At 51.5% G+C, this 16,342-nt stretch carries 11 protein-coding genes and 3 pseudogenes; 7 read left to right on the top strand and 7 right to left on the bottom strand.

Going from position 1 to position 16,342, the window contains the following annotated elements:
- Positions 1-1,192: 1,192 nt before the first annotated feature.
- Positions 1,193-1,495, top strand: coding sequence for a hypothetical protein (locus tag JOD78_RS27775; protein ID WP_209570177.1), 303 nt, complete (start codon positions 1,193-1,195; stop codon positions 1,493-1,495).
- Positions 1,496-1,762: 267 nt separating this feature from the next.
- Here the strand turns inward: JOD78_RS27775 and JOD78_RS27770 are convergent.
- Positions 1,763-2,862: pseudogene (locus JOD78_RS27770) on the bottom strand (IS3 family transposase).
- Positions 2,863-2,951: 89 nt separating this feature from the next.
- On the bottom strand, positions 2,952-3,320 hold the full coding sequence (locus JOD78_RS27765; protein WP_209570176.1) for a hypothetical protein: 369 nt from the start codon (positions 3,318-3,320) through the stop codon (positions 2,952-2,954).
- A gap of 124 nt (positions 3,321-3,444) precedes the next feature.
- Between JOD78_RS27765 and JOD78_RS27760 the strand changes: the two genes are divergently transcribed.
- Entirely contained in the window at positions 3,445-3,597 is a 153-nt protein-coding gene (locus JOD78_RS27760) for a hypothetical protein (protein ID WP_209570175.1), read from the top strand.
- A gap of 462 nt (positions 3,598-4,059) precedes the next feature.
- On the opposite strand, the gene JOD78_RS27755 is transcribed toward JOD78_RS27760, so the two are convergent.
- On the bottom strand, positions 4,060-4,494 hold the full coding sequence (locus JOD78_RS27755; RefSeq protein ID WP_209570201.1) for a response regulator: 435 nt from the start codon (positions 4,492-4,494) through the stop codon (positions 4,060-4,062).
- 299 nt (positions 4,495-4,793) lie between these two features.
- Positions 4,794-4,933, bottom strand: a pseudogene (locus JOD78_RS28165) (IS5/IS1182 family transposase); the annotation flags it as partial.
- 315 nt (positions 4,934-5,248) lie between these two features.
- Between JOD78_RS28165 and JOD78_RS27750 the strand changes: the two are divergent.
- From JOD78_RS27750 to JOD78_RS27730, 5 genes and pseudogenes are all read left to right on the top strand, one after another.
- A complete protein-coding gene (locus tag JOD78_RS27750; protein WP_209570199.1) occupies positions 5,249-6,802 on the top strand; it encodes a methyl-accepting chemotaxis protein in 1,554 nt (517 codons plus the stop codon).
- A gap of 1,349 nt (positions 6,803-8,151) precedes the next feature.
- Positions 8,152-9,114, top strand: coding sequence for an AraC family transcriptional regulator (locus JOD78_RS27745; protein WP_209570174.1), 963 nt, complete (start codon positions 8,152-8,154; stop codon positions 9,112-9,114).
- Between the two features lie 273 nt (positions 9,115-9,387).
- The gene (locus tag JOD78_RS27740) at positions 9,388-10,359 is read left to right on the top strand and encodes a helix-turn-helix domain-containing protein (RefSeq protein ID WP_209570173.1); all 972 of its coding nucleotides are present in this window, start codon (positions 9,388-9,390) and stop codon (positions 10,357-10,359) included.
- A 511-nt stretch (positions 10,360-10,870) separates the two neighbouring features.
- A complete protein-coding gene (locus tag JOD78_RS27735) occupies positions 10,871-11,296 on the top strand; it encodes a hypothetical protein (protein WP_209570172.1) in 426 nt (141 codons plus the stop codon).
- Positions 11,297-11,322: 26 nt separating this feature from the next.
- A pseudogene (locus JOD78_RS27730) lies at positions 11,323-12,907 on the top strand (methyl-accepting chemotaxis protein).
- A 713-nt stretch (positions 12,908-13,620) separates the two neighbouring features.
- Here JOD78_RS27730 and JOD78_RS27725 read toward each other — a convergent pair.
- The 3 genes from JOD78_RS27725 to JOD78_RS27715 all read right to left on the bottom strand — a co-directional run bounded on the left by JOD78_RS27725 (position 13,621) and on the right by JOD78_RS27715 (position 16,240).
- Entirely contained in the window at positions 13,621-14,769 is a 1,149-nt protein-coding gene (locus JOD78_RS27725; RefSeq protein ID WP_209570197.1) for a pyridoxal phosphate-dependent aminotransferase, read from the bottom strand.
- Positions 14,770-14,864: 95 nt separating this feature from the next.
- The gene (locus JOD78_RS27720) at positions 14,865-15,524 is read right to left on the bottom strand and encodes an RraA family protein (RefSeq protein WP_209570171.1); all 660 of its coding nucleotides are present in this window, start codon (positions 15,522-15,524) and stop codon (positions 14,865-14,867) included.
- A 53-nt stretch (positions 15,525-15,577) separates the two neighbouring features.
- On the bottom strand, positions 15,578-16,240 hold the full coding sequence (locus JOD78_RS27715; RefSeq protein ID WP_209570170.1) for an RraA family protein: 663 nt from the start codon (positions 16,238-16,240) through the stop codon (positions 15,578-15,580).
- Positions 16,241-16,342: the final 102 nt, after the last annotated feature.

The raw sequence follows: 16,342 nt of genomic DNA, 5'->3' as shown, positions 1-16,342 counted from the left end.
TCGCAACCGATACATTGGAAAACGAAGCACTTGCTCATGCCCCGACACGCATTTGTATGAACTACCGCCATAACGATCACATTCAGGATACTTCCCGAATGTGATCGTCAGACCCAGGCTACTGACTTAGCCGCCATCACCGCCGTCGCCACCGCCATCACCACCACTTCCGTCACCGCTTCCGTCACCGCTTCCGCCGTCACTGCTGCCGTCATTACTGCTATCGCTATCGCTACTGCTGTCCGAACCACATACCGCGCCAGCAGCTGCTGCGCCTGCAGCGGCCCCTGCGGTAGCCCCTGCTGCCGACGATGCTGCCGAAGAAGCACCGGCAGCACCTACTGCTGCACCAGCTGCCGCACCAGCTACGCCACCGGCTACGCCTCCGACGGCTGCGCCGCAAGACGCGCTACCGCCGGCAGCCGTCGATGCAGACGCGCCCGACTGCGCTCCCGCCGACGCACCCGCCGTCGCGCCAGGTCCTGCACCACCGATGGCACCCGCTACGCCACCAGCCCCACCACTGACTGCTTCAAGTTCTTTACTGGTTAAAAGACGCATGATTTTCTCCGTGTAGGTAAGTTCATCACTGACTGACGATGCATGGACACTTGCTTCCCTGATTTCCAAGCCCAGCAGTCGAAAAGATTCTCACACAAAAAGAAAATCACTAAGTGACGTAGCGCTGACAAAAAACATACAAGATGCTGACGATGCAAAATTTATTTCGAAAAAATTTTTACGACCACAAGAACTGAACACAGGGCACTTGTTTTGTGACGCTGGACTTACTAATAATGTTTACTCGATGACAGCTAAGTGCATACGAAAAAGTCAGGTCTTTCTCTTTTTTCCTCAGCATGAAAATACCCTTCAGAAGTCTTCTTTATAAAGGCCGGCGGAGAAATACATTGATATAAACGGAAGGAGAATTCCCAGAACATCATTTTTTTCTTATCCCTATCACCATTGCTCGATACTTCCGTCAAGATTCGGTATTGATGCGCTTCGAATGCTCGTGCATGACCGTTCAGGAGATCACAAAAATTCCTAACGTCAGACAGGGAATTGTCAGGCGAACTTGCTAGAGTTAATTCGCCAGTAGGTTCAAGGACTGCTTTGGCATCGGATTAGAGATGAACTGCTATTGAGATAATGGGTCGCATCACACATTGAATCAAAAGGGAAAACGATGCGCATCTTTTGGGCGACGAAACAGATTCCAGAACTTGCGGCACTGTCGCCGGGCGAACGAGCGGCTGCCTGGCGGCGCGTCTACAGAAAGACTTACCACCACTGGCAGACATGGCTAAGCCTGCTTTTATGCCCGGCCTTTACGGCGCTGGGAAGCTACTTTGATAACCTGCTCGACACGAGCTACGTCGCCATGCTGATTGGGGCAGCGTTGGGCGGGTTGCTCTTTGGAGAGACCACGATCTATGTCGCGCGCCGCTATTACAAAGCCGAGTTGTCTCGACCACATCAGGATGGGTGAACAGGCGGGCCACACCAATGCGGGCGCGCGGTTCCACACGGCCAAACCAGCGCCAGTGTCACTGCAGCCCTGGCTCGGCGCGCGGCAGATTCGTAATGTGGATGTGCAAGAGCGGAGTTCGGCGATCCGATTGGCGCTTGGGACGAAGGGAGATGTACAACGTAGCCAAGCTGATGATGAGGGCCGATGGTGCCGTGCACCGTAATGCTGGGCTGCGCTAGCACCAGAGCAGAGTGGATATGACCTGCGTCGGTAATTTGTAGCCAGTTAGGCAATGAGTCGGTTGTCGATCATATTCGATTCCATCCAGGCTCGACGGACCGTGGCTGGAGGTTAGTACTGATGTGCGCTATGCGGCCTGCGCTCGTTGTAGAACTGACACCATCTTTCAATCAGCACTTTTGCCTCTGTCCGGCTGCGGAACCACTCCCGGTTAATCAGTTCGTCACGCAGATTGCCATTGAAGCCTTCCACGAATCCGTTCTGCCATGGACTGCCTGGCGCAATGAAGGCGGGATCAACTGAGGCATCGCGCAGCCGTCGCATAACCTTGGCCGCTGTGAACTCGGCACCGTTGTCCGACCGAACGTAGGCCGACTTTCCATGTAACCGCATCAATCGCGATAGCGTCAGGATGACATCCTGAGAACGCAAACTGGCGGCAACTTCGATGGCCAGGCATTCCCGGGTGTTTTCGTCGATCACGCACAGCATCTTTAACGAGCGTCCATCCACCATCTGGTCACGAACAAAGTCCCAGCTCCAGACCGAATTTGGCTTGGTTGCTCCAGGTAACCGAATGTCGTTGCCGCATTGACGCCTGCGAGGCCGCTTTCGTGGAATGCCTAGTTTGAGCGCGCTCCACAGTCGCCGCACTCGGGACTCGCCCAAGGCCAGCCAGACAGACATGCGCCGATAGCCGAATCGAGGGACTTCTTGCGATGCCGCGATGAGCTGCTGCGTCAGGCTCCGATCATTTTCAGGTTGTCGCAACTGATAATCCGCTACCCGCCGGCTCAGTTCCAGATAACGACATGCCCTGCGTCGCGGCAGTCTCCGACGAGTAAGGACTTCCAGTGCTAGGCGCCGGCCGCGGAAGTCATCATTTCTTTCGGCTTAGCTCCTTCAAGCCATCAATCACCAACAGCTGTTCCACCACCATGCGTTTGAGCTTGTCGTTCTCGGATTCAAGCTCTCTGAGCCGCCGGGCATCAGAGACATCCATACCGCCAAACTTGTTTCTGCAGCGGTAAAAGGTCTGCTCAGTAATGTTGTGGCGCTTGCACAGATCTACCGTCGCGATCTCTTTGTTCTCTGCCTCTCGCAAGATGCTGAATGATCTGTTCGTCCGTGAATTGCCTCTTCATTGAGTTCTCCTTGGCGTTAGCATAAAGAACTCGCCTATCCGGTGGCTATAAAATTCGTTTCAGGTCAGGCCTTCAAGACCAGGGCATCTTTAGGAACAAGACCTGCTACAACAGTATTTTATCGAGTTATTTTTTTTTCTCAACGTTAGGCATGACGAAATTTGCTCACCTTGAATATATCTAGTGCAGATCTCTACAACATCAAGAATCTCTTTACGGTCTGCTCGGCTAACTAGAACTTGTTGCACCTCATAAATTTGACGCTTGCTGGGGATGATCTCTGTGGCACTACGCGTCATCCAGTCGAGCAGCACTTGACATAACTCCTTTCTCGGCAGTGTAGCAATTTGGTTACGACTGGGTACATTGGCACTTAATCGACGCCGTGCATTTCTTTGATGATATTGTGCGGCTTCAATGTTTTCTTCAGGCACCCCGAAGAATTCGTCGGTTTTCATTTCACCTCCGGTAAGCCGAAATTAGAAAATTCAAGCGACGCTTCAAAATGAGAGCCCGCCTGCTATCGGAAGACCATATCATGCCCAAGTCTCTACGGTTAGTGCGCGATCTGCAAGCGAATGCATGCAGCTGATTCAGCAATGGATCATCCAAGTCGTCTCGATCGAGAACTGTCTGGCGCAACAAACAGGTGGGCGGATATCCAGCAGCAATGTCAAGCAACTGACCAATGCTCAGGTCGACAGCATGTTGCTGGGTATAGCCGAATCAAAGTAGAAAAAAGTGAATCTGGCGGAGCTACAGGCACTCCAAATACATATAGATGTCATCGAGAGAGCATTGTCTCAACAGTGTCGATAAGATACCAGCTAACACTTGCTTAAAACGGTGTCCTGTCTTGGTCCTTGATTCGCCGCAGTGAGAGAAGAAAATGACAAAAAGGGTGGTGCAAAATCAGCATATATTGGGATTAAGCTAACCAGACCTATTCGATCACCCTGCTGACGGAGTCAGACTATGGTGCCAGATCGCTATTTATATTTTTCACCTTAAATAGTTGCGTCAAGTCACCAGTACACCAATTCTTCATAATATTTCCGTGTAACCAAACACGGTACTGATGTTCAATTTTTTTGTCCGATTTGATCACGCGGCACTCGACAATATATCGTTGCTTGTTAATCCACGCAGGAACCTCGTATTGATTAAGAATTTTCATCACTGGACCTCATCCACAGATTAAAGACTATGTGTGGCATTTGCTAAGAAATGGCGGCGAGTGATGACCTTGTCGATCTTCTCTTTCAGAGTCGCCGCGTTAAACGGCTTCACGATATACCCGTCTGCGCCCGCGGTGGCAGCTTCGATAATGTTTTCTTTTTTCCCTTCAGCGGTGATCATCAATACCGGGAGATGCTTAAGGCTATCGTGTCCCCTTATATGCCGCAGCAAGCTGAGTCCGTCCATAACGGGCATGTTCCAATCTGTTAAGACGAAATTGATATCATGCGTACCTGCTTCAAGAATTTTTAATGCAGTACTTCCGTCATCCGCTTCTGTGACATGGAGGTAATCTAGCTGCTTAAGCAGGCCTGACACTATTCGCCGCATTGTGCCAAAGTCGTCCACTACTAGAAAATGACGTTTAATTTGATCGGCAGGCTTAGCTGACATTCTTTGTCCTATTTCAGATTTGTTCACGTTTGTTTTACATAGGTAAATCTTGTTGACGCTAAGATATTCTGCGTTTCGCGGAACAAAATCGCCGTCTAAACTCATGTTACCGATTGGCTGCCGGCAAAAAATCTTTTCAATAGCAGCTGCCAGTGTTAGGGCATCGATATCGTTACCCAAACTTTTTTCATAAGCGCTGATGGTCCATTCTTTGTTAGCGTGACTTCATTCGCTGTGGCGGTAGGTGTACCAAATCACATCAACTTCAATAGCGAAGGTCGCGTATCCATATGGCCCCGCAGGTCACGCCACTGCAGTCTCGTCTTGAGAACGAGCAGAACACCGATCAGCGCAGAGCGATTCGAGCCAGGTAATCGAGCTGGTTTCTTCTCGTGCTAAGGATGGCGTCGGGGCAGTAACGGTTCGATCAAAGCCGCAGTTGGTCTTAGGTGATCGGCTTGCTCAATTTCTTGATCTCGGTTGCCCCGATACCTGAGGTTAATAGCTTGTCTGAAACGATAACAGCCGTTAATGCACTTTTAAGCCGTTCCTTACTGCGCGCCTCTCGAAGGAATGTTCAGGGTTGAGCTGGTAGTTCGAGAGGAGAATATCTCTGTAGAGCAAGAGCTGATAGCAGATTGCTGGTTGGGTTGCGCTTCTTGGCATATGTATGCGTTTATTGTTCATCAAGCTGAGGCAGACTGTGGATGATTTACTTGATGCAATTGACAGATCATTATGGCGACGCACTCACATGAAAATTTCGACGAAACTTGGTTTAATGGTCGGCGCTGCATTGTTAGGTGTCTCGGGCATGGTAGCGGTTGCTCTCATGCAGGCTAGAGAGGAGATGATTGACGAGAAGAAGGAACAAATCACGGAGATGCTTAATAAGGCCGAGCATCTCGTACGCTACTATCAGTCCTTAGAGCGGGACGGGATACTCACGCGGTCTCAGGCACAGTCATCGGCGAAAACCGCGATGTCCCAGCTCAACGCGAGCCGCAACAGTTATTACTTCGTCAGGACAGTTGAAGGCGTGGTTCTCGTGCACTCTAATGAGAGTCTTATCGGAACAATTCCGCCTGGAATCCGCACCCCAAAAGGAGACATGAGCGACAGTGAGGCGTTTGCGAGAGGGCTTTCTCGATCGCATATTGTGTTGGTGGATTTGCTCGTCCGTCGCTCGACGGATGGCCCGCCGGAGGCAAAACTACAAGGTGTCGTTGCAGTACCTGAGTGGCAGTGGTGGATCGGGACGGGACTTTTTTATGACGATATCAACGCGGCGTACTGGAACGTGGCGTACCATTTGATTGCGGCATCGGCAGCGGTCATCCTGATTGTGGCATCGATAGCGTGGTTCATAGCGCGCGGCATTCGCTCTGAACTGGGGTGTGAACCAGCCGCAGCTCGGGCAATCTCAGCGCAAATTGCCTCCGGAAACCTTGCAGCAAATATAGACGTGATAGATGGTGACCGCTCGAGCTTGCTATTTGGGCTGAGCGATATGCGCGACAAACTTTATGACCTCGTGCGAGGGATCCGGGTGGCGGCGGAAACAATCTCCACAGGAAGCAGCGATATTGCGCAGGGCAATCATGACCTCTCGCAGCGTACGGAAGAGCAGGCGGCGTCCCTCCAGCAAACTGCTGCGAGCATGCAGCAATTGGCCGTGATGGTGAGGAGCAATGCAGCGAGCGCAAGCGAGGCTACCACTCTTGCACGAGACGCTGCGCAAGCCTCTGAGACTGGCGGTCTTGCAGTAGATCAGGTAATTAATACTATGCACGCCATAGCCCGCGAGTCTACAAACATGGAACAAATAATTAGTGAGATAGAAGGCATCGCGTTCCAAACAAATATTCTTGCGCTGAACGCTGCAGTGGAAGCAGCTCGCGCGGGACGAGATGGTAAAGGCTTCGCGGTAGTAGCAGGTGAAGTACGCTCTCTCGCACAGCGCAGCGCACTCGCCGCGAGGGAGATCCGGGAACTTATCGGGTCGTCGGTAGGCAGGATCGCCGACGGAGCGGCTCAGGCTACAGTGGCGGGGAAGAGAATGGGCAATATTGTTACGTCGATCGCACGGCTTAGTGCGATTATGGATGAAATTGCAACCGCTTCAAAGACGCAAAGTAGAGGCATTGAGGAGGTTAGCCGTGCAGTCAGCCAGATGGACGAGGTTACGCAACAGAATGCGTCCCTGGTTGAGCAAGCCGCCGCCGCCTCTAGCTCACTGGAGGAGCAAGCAGAACACTTGCGCGCGAAGGTTCGCATATTTCAGCTTGTCAGTGCGTACCCGGCTTGATACTCGGAAAGAGCGATCGTTTGGTGCAGTTGGGTGCAACGACAGATGGTCTGCCAGCTTCGTGCCTTGGCTAAAGAAGGGGGGAGAACATAGATGTTTCGTCCATGACTAGAACGGCATGGTGCGACTATGCGTTTTGTTAGGCATTAAGGCTGACCTGGTCCGGTTGATTCACTTTAGGCATCCTGGGCCGTTCCGAGAGTGAGTTTCGCCGCACACTTGGCCCTAATCGGGGAAGGGTTGCTATGAAACGTAGCGCTCTGCGATCGAACAGAGTCTGGCACTACTGAAACAGGCTGACTGACGATGGTGGTAGCGGGTCTGATCCTGGGACCAGGCGTTTTATCGCTGAAAGAAGCAGTATATGCGGGGGCAGTCGGATGTGGTGCGCGAACTGAGAGAGTTGCATGAGGAGAATGCGCGACTGAGAAATTTGCTTGCCGAGCTGTGTCAGGGCACGGCGATCTTGAAGGGTGTCGCTTAAAGAACTGGCGCGCCACGCGCTGAAGCAACACGTGCTGACCGGTTGCGGATTGACGATGAGGCGGACCTGACGGCTCGAGAAGCAACCGCCCAGTGTTCATTACTACCGCAGCGCCAAAGGCACCTTTGCGAACTGCGTTCGCGCTCGCGCGTAGTTGCGTACAGCAGGGGAGCGATGTAGCTGTTCGCGCGTCCCTAGCTATTGCGCGGCAAAGTTTGCTAGTTGGACAGAAATCAGGCGTACCGGCTGTATTGTGAGGAAAAACTGCTTTCCAAATTGCCGAAGCGTCTGAAGATGGATGTCACCGGGGCGAAGATTTGCCGGCCAAGTCAAACGATGCTTGAGGCATAGATTTGGTAGCCGGCCAACTCACTGACGGTTCGAAGGTACGTACCTTGACAGTGACGGACGAGTTCTGGAAGGATGTCTTGGTCATTGAAGCTGGTTCATGTGTGAACAATGAGAGCGTGGTGACGGTATCCAATCGCGTCGCGGCTCGATCTGGTGTCGCAAGCCATGTGTTCGCGAACAGCAGCAGTGAATTCTAAGCGGGCTGCTCGACGTGTTGCTTTTAGAGACTTGGTACTGGTTGAGTTTTTCCTTCACTTGGCGCTTTCACCGGACCGCTAGTCGGAAAACTCACGCTAGGTTTGGTCCGAAAGAGACAAGCGGATCATAATCATCAGTGCCCTCAATCTTCGCGATAGCAAACAATGGAAACTGCCAAACGAAAGTGGAGTTTCGCGCTCTGCACTTGGATAGACACGACGTATGTCGACGGTTAGCTTGGAAAATTGCGAGACGGGAGTCTGCGCTGGGTAGTCGCACACCTTCGCAAAGCTTTAGCGTTAGCCACAAAGAGGTGATGATGGAAGGTAACTTTGAAACATTCACTGACCCGTCTGAAGTCGAAAATCACTATCGGGAACGCAATATCGAAATCAAAATGACGCCCCTCGTGCGCGGATCTTTTCGTTACAGAAAATACACTTCTACACCGGCAGGATTTTTTTTTCGGTCGTCGGAAATGCAGACGCCTTGGATTATGGAAAGAAGGAACGATTCAGACGTTTTCCTTCTGGTCATTCCCACCGCGGGGCGCGCGCAATGGACCTTGAATACGACCGATTTGGTATGCACTTCGCCCTACGTAGTCGACTATCTTGAGGTTAGATCGGCGCGATTTTCACCTATGACGAGAATGGACACTATTGCGCTGCCTGCCGAGCCGTTACACCAAGAGCTTGCTGCGCTGAGCGGCGAACACTCTTACAAAAGGCTATCGTTTGATCCAACAACGAGTTTCACAGGACAAGACGAGAGCGCTATCAGACAAATCTCGACAGCACTGAAATGTTTGCTTGCTTCGAAGTCTGGCTCGAGAAGTAGCCCGATCGCGGTGGGATACCTGCGCCAAGCATTGATTTCCATCATACTTGAGCGGGGCCAGCACAACTATCGGCGCAGCATCGATAGAGTGCCCGACGACGGTGTGCCGTCGAGATTGCGACGTGCTGTCGAGTTCATGCAAGCGCATGCTCATCAACCGATTAGACTCGAACAAATCGCGCGCGAGGCGGCGCTGAGCGTTCGTGGTCTTCAGTCAGCGTTTAGTAGGGTTAAGTCAACCAGCCCCATGTCGTATCTGAAAAGAATTCGTCTTGAACGGCTGCGCTCGGACCTTTGTGACCCCTCGGTAGAGGCTTCGTACACTCAGATCCTGCTCAAATGGGGATTCAGCGATGTTCGTAGGTTTTCGAAATACTATCAGCAATCTTTCGGTGAGAGCCCTTACGAAACATTTTTCAAAGCTCGGCGGCGTGGATAGGCCGACATCCTCTATGTGACGCATAACGGGTTCACGCTTTCCCGCCCTACATGGTTGTTCCCGCCGATCTTGAAAGTCTTCTGAAATGTTACTTTTCATTTTGGGGGGAGGGTCGTCTCTTTCTTGGTGAGACCATGCGAGCGATCGTGCATCGATCGCAAATATTCACAAAAGCGTACTGTCCGCAATTAATTAAAAAGAGCAGCAGTATGGGGCCACATTTCATTCTACTGTCAGGAGGCGATGTAAGCATGTCTTGGAAAGGAGCCCAGTATGCACCGCAATCGAAAAATTCACTTCTGGCATAGCGAGCAATTTCATCCTGACCAAAAGACAGCAGAGTGGGAAAAGGCCGTGAGCCAGTCCTATCGGGAATGGAAAATTACGCAGTCTGTCCCGCCCTCCTTTCACGCACATATTACTCGCTACATACTCGATGATTTTAATTTGATTAATACTATTTGCGACCCCTGCCACGGAGAACGCGATCATCGTACCGTTAAAAAGGATGACGACGTGTACATCGGCATACAGTTGACCCAAGGTGGGCACGAGCGCTTCCACTCTGCGAATCATTGTGTAGATGTCGGCCCGGGAGATCTGATGGTATGGGACACGGCTCATGCCACTCGGTTCGAAGTTTTGGAGACTCTGCACAAGGTCACATTAATGCTGCCCTTGCGCGTATTGCGCCGCAGCTTTCCGGATCACCGCCCTCCTCAAGGGGGGAAACTAAATAGCAAGTGTGGTATCGGCCATCTGCTCGCGGCACAGATGCGGGCATTGGTCAGCGAGATGAATCACTTGGAGAGCCATCAAGTGGAGGCGGCCAACCGCTCTCTATTGGAGCTGGTCAGCGTTGCTTTACAGCAGGGCACGCCAGAAGTCCCGAACAAAGACGCGATTCAACTCCAGTTGCTTCAGCAATACATAATCAGTCACTTACATGAAGAGGAGCTTGGGCCTAGATTTATTGCGGAAGCCAATGGAATCTCGATAAGAAAGCTTCATTTGATTTTTCAACGCAAGGACCTCTCAGTCTCCAGCTTTATTCTGCAAAAACGCCTGCAAATTTGTAGAGAGATGTTGATGACTCCAGGATTTCAGCATCTACAAATATCAGAAATTGCTTATGGAAGAGGTTTTAGCTCAACTAGCCATTTCAGCCGAGCCTTTAAAGCCGCTTATGGCGTCACTCCTACGGAATTCCGCCAACTCATGATGAGTCGTAGAGGCACGCACTAGAAATTTCTTTGTAGCGAGGTGTGTGATTTGGGTGTGATGTGCACTGCAAGACGAGACAAATGCATAGAGCGTCAAGCGTGATCAGAATCCCCGTGATAGCCTCACAAAGCCATCAGTGGAAAAATTGTGTGCCGCCTGTTAGCGGCTTCATTGTACCCAGAATGCATATTCTGGACGTCCTTCCAACTATTGGAATACAACGGTAATTGTATGTTTAGTTTGTGAAAATTATTTCGTAAGGCCGCACTAAGAACCTACTCCCATAGTTTTCCGATTAGAGAATGTCAGCCAGACGATGTGCATGCTACAACTTACTGTCGCAATATGATCATGAAGCCAGCGCTGCTGGCGTCTAAACGTGCAGGCTGAGGAGGCGTGGCGAAAACAGGTCCTTGCATTAAGTTACTCGGTTCCAAGGGCTTAGAAGGAGAATTGTCGCCTCTCACCAACTAATAAGCGGCTTAACGGAGGCTGGGAGAAGAGACTCATATAACTGAAAGTAGAGGGCGAGATGAGCGAAAGAAGAGGGACTGCGCAAGAGAATCTGAATATCGATCAATTGCGTAACGTCATTTCAATTACCCAAAAGCTGACCGAAGATCTCGGACTTCTTTGTGCCTTTTTCGAAGCGTCTGCTTCAAAGCTCGCAGCGTTGAACTTGCAACTTCTTTATCGAGATCTGCAGAGTTCGGCCAGGCAATGCTTTCCTCCCGACATCGCGCAAATTGAATATAGAACATGTCTAGAGATTATCGCGGAGATCGGCGCTGTCCGTTTCATACAAAAGCTGCTGTGGAGTGAGGACGTTTCCGACATGGCATTGGCAATCGCCTTGCAGGAGTTCGTCCCGTATCTCGACATACTCGTAGAAAAATATCCGGGCGTATTGATGCAAAACGCGCAGGGTGTCATTGATAAATTAAGCAACCGAAACTAGGGGGCGGCGTTGTCGCTAAGGTCAATATGTTAAAACAGCTATCGCTTCGGAAAAAACTCTGGCTATCTTCTGGTTTCTCTTTGATAGCACTGCTTTTTTTGTCAGTATGGGACATCCATCAAACGCGCGATCTACAGTTGGCCGAGCGGCGGCGAGCTCTGATAGATGTCACCGAAATGGCCTACACCATCGTGGCGGGCTTTGGAAGGTTAGAGGATCAAGGAAAGTTGACTCGAGAAGAAGCGCAACTAGGCGCGATTGCACGAGTCCGGGACCAGAGATTCACCGGAGACGGGTATGTATCCATATTGCGCTCCGACTCCGTTGTAGTGATGCATCCCATCAATCCCAAGCTTGAGGGGAAAAATATGATCGAGTTCAAAGATGCAAAAGGAAACAGTCTCTACAAAATGATCGCGTTTGCTGGGGGCTCGTCTGGGGGGGGCGGGTTTATCGAATATTGGTGGCCCCGTCCAGGGAGTGAAAAATCCAGCGCTAAGATCGGCTTCGTCAAGCATTTCAAGCCCTGGGATTGGGATATAGTCTGCAGTATGTACTCCGATGATATTGAGGCCGATTTTAGGCAGGCATTGATTCACACGATAGTCGTTTTTGCCGGAATTGCGGCGTTCTTAACGCTCATCGTTGGTATGGTCACGCGCAATATAATTCTCTCTGTTGGTGGAGAACCGGAGGAAGCTGCTAATGCCGCCCGAAAGATTGCTGCAGGGCGATTTGACCGGCTCTTTCCGGGTTGCGGTCGCTGATGAAACCAGTATTTTGGCTGCTATCGCATATACGCGGGAGCGCTTGGTGGAAACAGTTTATGGAATCAAAGGTGCCACTAGTGCCATGAAGGTTTCTATAGATGAAATCGCCACGGGCAACATGGATCTCTCAAGTCGTACCGAACAACAAGCTGGATCACTGGAAGAGACCGCCTCGGCAATGGAAGAGCTAACATCAGCCGTGAATAAAAATTCAGAGAGTGCGCAGCATGCCAGTACGTTGGCGTCCAAGGCGTCAGAAGTGGCAGAGAAAGGTGGTGAGGCGGTGAATGATGTTGTACAAACTATGACTGCTATTAACGAATCCTCACGGAAGATCGTCGATATCATCAGCGTAATCGACAGCATTGCATTCCAGACCAATATTCTGGCGCTTAATGCGGCGGTAGAGGCGGCTCGCGCTGGGGCGCAAGGACGTGGTTTCGCTGTGGTGGCTTCGGAAGTCCGTACATTGGCACATAGTTCGGCAGCGGCAGCCAAGGAGATCAAGATGCTGATCGATGATTCTGTTGGGACGGTCACCGCAGGCACACTTTTAGTGCGGCATGCAGGTAATACTATGAGAGAGGTCGTTACTAGTATTAACAGCGTCTCCGCTGTTGTTAATGAGATTGCGATTGCGAGCCTTCAACAGAGCGTTGGTATAAGGACGATTGACCATGCAATAACTTTAATGGAAGAGGCCACACAGCAGAATGCTGCCTTGGTAGAGGAGGCAGCAGCTGCCGCTAAATCACTTCAGGGGCAGTCCGAGAACTTAGTACATCTGGTGGGTGCGTTTATTTTGGAGGAAAATTTAGCGGCTGTCCCACATCTGCGATAGCGAAGAGAACGTAACTCATGAATAGCCCAGGCGAAGTTGGCAGCAAGTGCGCGGCGTTCGAGTATACAATTTTAACGATGGCTCAGGAGCGTTATCAGGATGGAGGGCATTAGTAAATGCGCGTATTCATGTCAAATATCGAACGATAGCGTCACTGATCTTAGTTTTCGAGAGGCAATTCAAACGCGCAAAATCGAATGTTTTTGATTTGCTCGCAGAATTGGCTTTCTCCAGTTCACCCGTCTTCCACCATCTTCCGATCGCAGCCACGCGGTCATACGATCCCTTCTACCACAGCTCTTTTAGTTCAGGAAAATCTGCTTCCTGCGTTCCGCTTTTCTTGTGGGATTTGGCTGATTTAGCGGAAAGCCAGGCGGACAACCGCAGCTTGAGTCGATCGAGGGCGTACGTAGAGCGCCTGATGGGGTAAGTCGGCTCGCCTTCGATTGAGTGTAGCTATGAGTCATGTGGCAGGAACTATCCAGCCGGCGTGTAATCGCTCTGAACAAAATTCGATCCCCTATGTGCCAGCGTCGAATAATTTCCAGTAGGGCCACGTCTGTCACGTCATTCTTCCGCTCACTGACATGAACTGGGTTGTTATCTAATCATAGGTCAAACTAGGACGCAAATTCCTGAGAAAATATGTCCAAAAAATGCCCCGTTTCGGAAGGAAACGGGGCTATTAAATTCGCAAGAACGCTTTGTTTCGACTACTTCAGCGCGGAGCAAAACTCAGCTATAGCATCACAAGCTTGCTTCAGCGTCGTTTCATGTAGAGCGTAAGCTATCCGCAGATATGGGCCAAGACCGAATGCGCTGCCAGGCATAACGGCAACGTTAGCTTCTTCCAGTAAAGTGATAGCAACGTCTTCATCCGACTCAAGCAGCTTGCCCGCAGGAGTGGTTTTTCCGAGTAAGCCTTTGCATGAAACAAACACATAGAAGGCACCGCCAGGAGTCTGGCAGCTAATTCCAGGAATCGCGTTTATCCATTCCACTAGAAGGTTGCGCCGGCGCTCAAAAAGATCTCTGATTTCACCGAGCATCTCCTTAGGGCCGGTCAACGCAGCGGTAGCTGCAAACTGCGACACGGAGCTCGCGCCGGAAGTCTGTTGTCCTTGGAGATTGACCATAGCCTCGATGAGCCACTGAGGCCCGGTCGCAAAGCCAATGCGCCAGCCGGTCATCGCGTATGCCTTGGACACGCCGTTCATCGTCAGAGTGCGTTCCATCAGACGAGGCTCCACTTGGGCCAGAGTGTAGAATTTCTGCGAGTCGAACAGCAAATGCTCGTAGATATCGTCGCTGAGGATGAGCACATGTGGATGCTTCAGAAGCACCACCGCTAACGCCGCGAGCTCCTCACGCGAGTAGACTGCGCCGGTTGGGTTGGAGGGAGAATTCAAGATAAGCCATCTCGTCGCCGGAGTGATTGCCTTTTCCAGAGCGGCCGCGGTCAGTTTGAAGCCGTCCGGTTCCAGGCAGTCCACAATGACTGCCTTAGCACCTGAGAGCTGAGCCATTTCTGGGTAGCTTACCCAATATGGAGCGGGAATGATGACTTCATCACCTTCGTTGAGCGTCGCGCTCAAGGCGCTGTAAATCGCCTGCTTACCGCCATTGCTCACAATAACGTTCTGCCAGGATACGTCCAGCTCGTTCTCATCTTTGAACTTCTGTGCGATGGCTTCGCGCAGCTCTTTGGTGCCGGCTACCTGCGTGTAGCGTGTATGTCCGGTCTTGATGCCGAGAATCGCCGCTTCGCAGATATGCTTTGGCGTATCGAAGTCGGGCTCCCCAGCGTTCAACGAGATGATTTTTGCGCCCGTGGCGCGACGTGCTGCAACCCTGTCAATCATCTTATAGGTCGCAGAAGGCTTGGCACTGGCCAAGTGCTTGTTCAGTCTGGTAATTGGATTTTTTTCGGTCGACACTTTGATTTTCCTACGCTAGCTCACTTGGTTTTCATGATGGCGTCGAATTCTTTATCGTGCATCACATCAGCAACGGAGCGGCCCGAACGAACAGCATCGACCATACCGTCCTGGCGACGTGCAATACGCTCACCGAGGTCCAGAACTTCTTCGATGCGGTCCGCTGCTACGAAGACAGTTCCACAACGGTCCGCAATAACATAGTCGTCCTCGTTGACTGTTACGCCGGCCATTTTGATCGGGGTTCCGGAATCGATTTGAATGACGCGATTGCGTGCGCTAATCATGGTCACGCCACGTCCGAAGACTGGATAGCCCACGGCCTCGCTACCCTCAATGTCGCGGCTCATGCCGTCGATAACTGAGCCGCGAACCTTCTTATGGACTGCGGCGTTTGCCAAGATGTCACCCCAGCAGGAAATTCCTTCAACGCCTCCAGCGATGACCAAAACGCGGTCTTCAGTGGTGATGGCGTCGATGACCGGTGAAATCAGGTGCACGGTCGGCTTCGTGTCCCCCTTGGGGCCCAACTGGATGGTGCTTGCCCTGCCAACAATCTTGTTGCAGCTCCACAGAGGACGCAATCCGAAGGTGGCGCCTGGCAAACCGAGGAAATCCAGGGCGTCCGAAATTGTGTTGGAGTCCAAACCGGCAAGGCGGTCCAAGAGGGTTTTGCTCATAGTGAATCCTTGATGTGAAATGTCACCAGTCAAGACTGGAGATATTGCGGCCCTTAAGCCTTACGTTGCAGTGTGTGATAGCCCAGAATTTCACGGGCTTCGCCCAGCGATTTTCCGTTGGCAATGTGTTCGCGGATGCCGGTTTCGACGGCTTCGATTTTCTTGGCAAGCTGCGCCACTTCCTGTGCACGGTCGCGAGGGATGACCACTACGCCGTTGGCATCAGCAACGACGATATCGCGGGAGGCTACGCGCGCGGTACCAATGGAGACGGGGACATTGACAGCTTCGACCTGGACGCGGTCTTTTCCGGTACGCATGAATCGGCCGCGGCTGAAGATGGGGTAGTCATCCGCTAACGCACGATTGACGTCACGGCAAACTCCGTCAATCACGGTGGCGGCGATTTTTTGGATAGAAGAATATTGGGTCATGATGTCGCCCCACACGGTGCAGTCGGTACGACCGTCGTTATCGATGACGATGACGTCGCCTTCAGCGACATCGTCGATGAAATCGCCTACCGTGCCGGGAGGGGTGCTTGCAGAGACATACTTGACTGTAAAAGCGGGACCAACGACGAGCTGTTTGTAGTTGCTCAATGGCATTATTTCCATGCATTGGCCGGGGATGCCCAGCTTATCCATCGCATCCGATACGCCTGGAGTATCCAGGCCCGCGAAGAGAGCAACCAGTTCCTTATCTTCCAGCTTCATATCTATCTCCATATCCTAGTCGTCGCCAAATTTAGCGATGCTCGTAATATCTTGCTTGGAGGCCTATATGTAAATTCTGATTTTTGGAATCTTAAATTAATG

It is taken from the genome of Herbaspirillum sp. 1130 (assembly GCF_017833835.1).
Taxonomy (GTDB): Bacteria; Pseudomonadota; Gammaproteobacteria; order Burkholderiales; family Burkholderiaceae_D; genus Herbaspirillum; species Herbaspirillum huttiense.
This window is presented reverse-complemented; position numbering and strand designations above follow the sequence as displayed.

Excerpts from the sequence above, each read along its gene's own strand:
- JOD78_RS27740 (WP_209570173.1), top strand. The coding sequence starts at position 9,388 with ATGCACCGCAATCGAAAAATTCACTTCTGGCATAGCGAGCAATTTCAT.
- JOD78_RS27755 (WP_209570201.1), bottom strand. The coding sequence starts at position 4,494 with ATGTCAGCTAAGCCTGCCGATCAAATTAAACGTCATTTTCTAGTAGTG.
- JOD78_RS27735 (WP_209570172.1), top strand. The coding sequence starts at position 10,871 with ATGAGCGAAAGAAGAGGGACTGCGCAAGAGAATCTGAATATCGATCAA.
- JOD78_RS27720 (WP_209570171.1), bottom strand. The coding sequence starts at position 15,524 with ATGAGCAAAACCCTCTTGGACCGCCTTGCCGGTTTGGACTCCAACACA.
- JOD78_RS27725 (WP_209570197.1), bottom strand. The coding sequence starts at position 14,769 with ATGATTGACAGGGTTGCAGCACGTCGCGCCACGGGCGCAAAAATCATC.
- JOD78_RS27775 (WP_209570177.1), top strand. The coding sequence starts at position 1,193 with ATGCGCATCTTTTGGGCGACGAAACAGATTCCAGAACTTGCGGCACTG.
- JOD78_RS27765 (WP_209570176.1), bottom strand. The coding sequence starts at position 3,320 with ATGAAAACCGACGAATTCTTCGGGGTGCCTGAAGAAAACATTGAAGCC.
- JOD78_RS27745 (WP_209570174.1), top strand. The coding sequence starts at position 8,152 with ATGATGGAAGGTAACTTTGAAACATTCACTGACCCGTCTGAAGTCGAA.
- JOD78_RS27715 (WP_209570170.1), bottom strand. The coding sequence starts at position 16,240 with ATGAAGCTGGAAGATAAGGAACTGGTTGCTCTCTTCGCGGGCCTGGAT.
- JOD78_RS27750 (WP_209570199.1), top strand. The coding sequence starts at position 5,249 with ATGAAAATTTCGACGAAACTTGGTTTAATGGTCGGCGCTGCATTGTTA.
- JOD78_RS27760 (WP_209570175.1), top strand. The coding sequence starts at position 3,445 with ATGCAGCTGATTCAGCAATGGATCATCCAAGTCGTCTCGATCGAGAAC.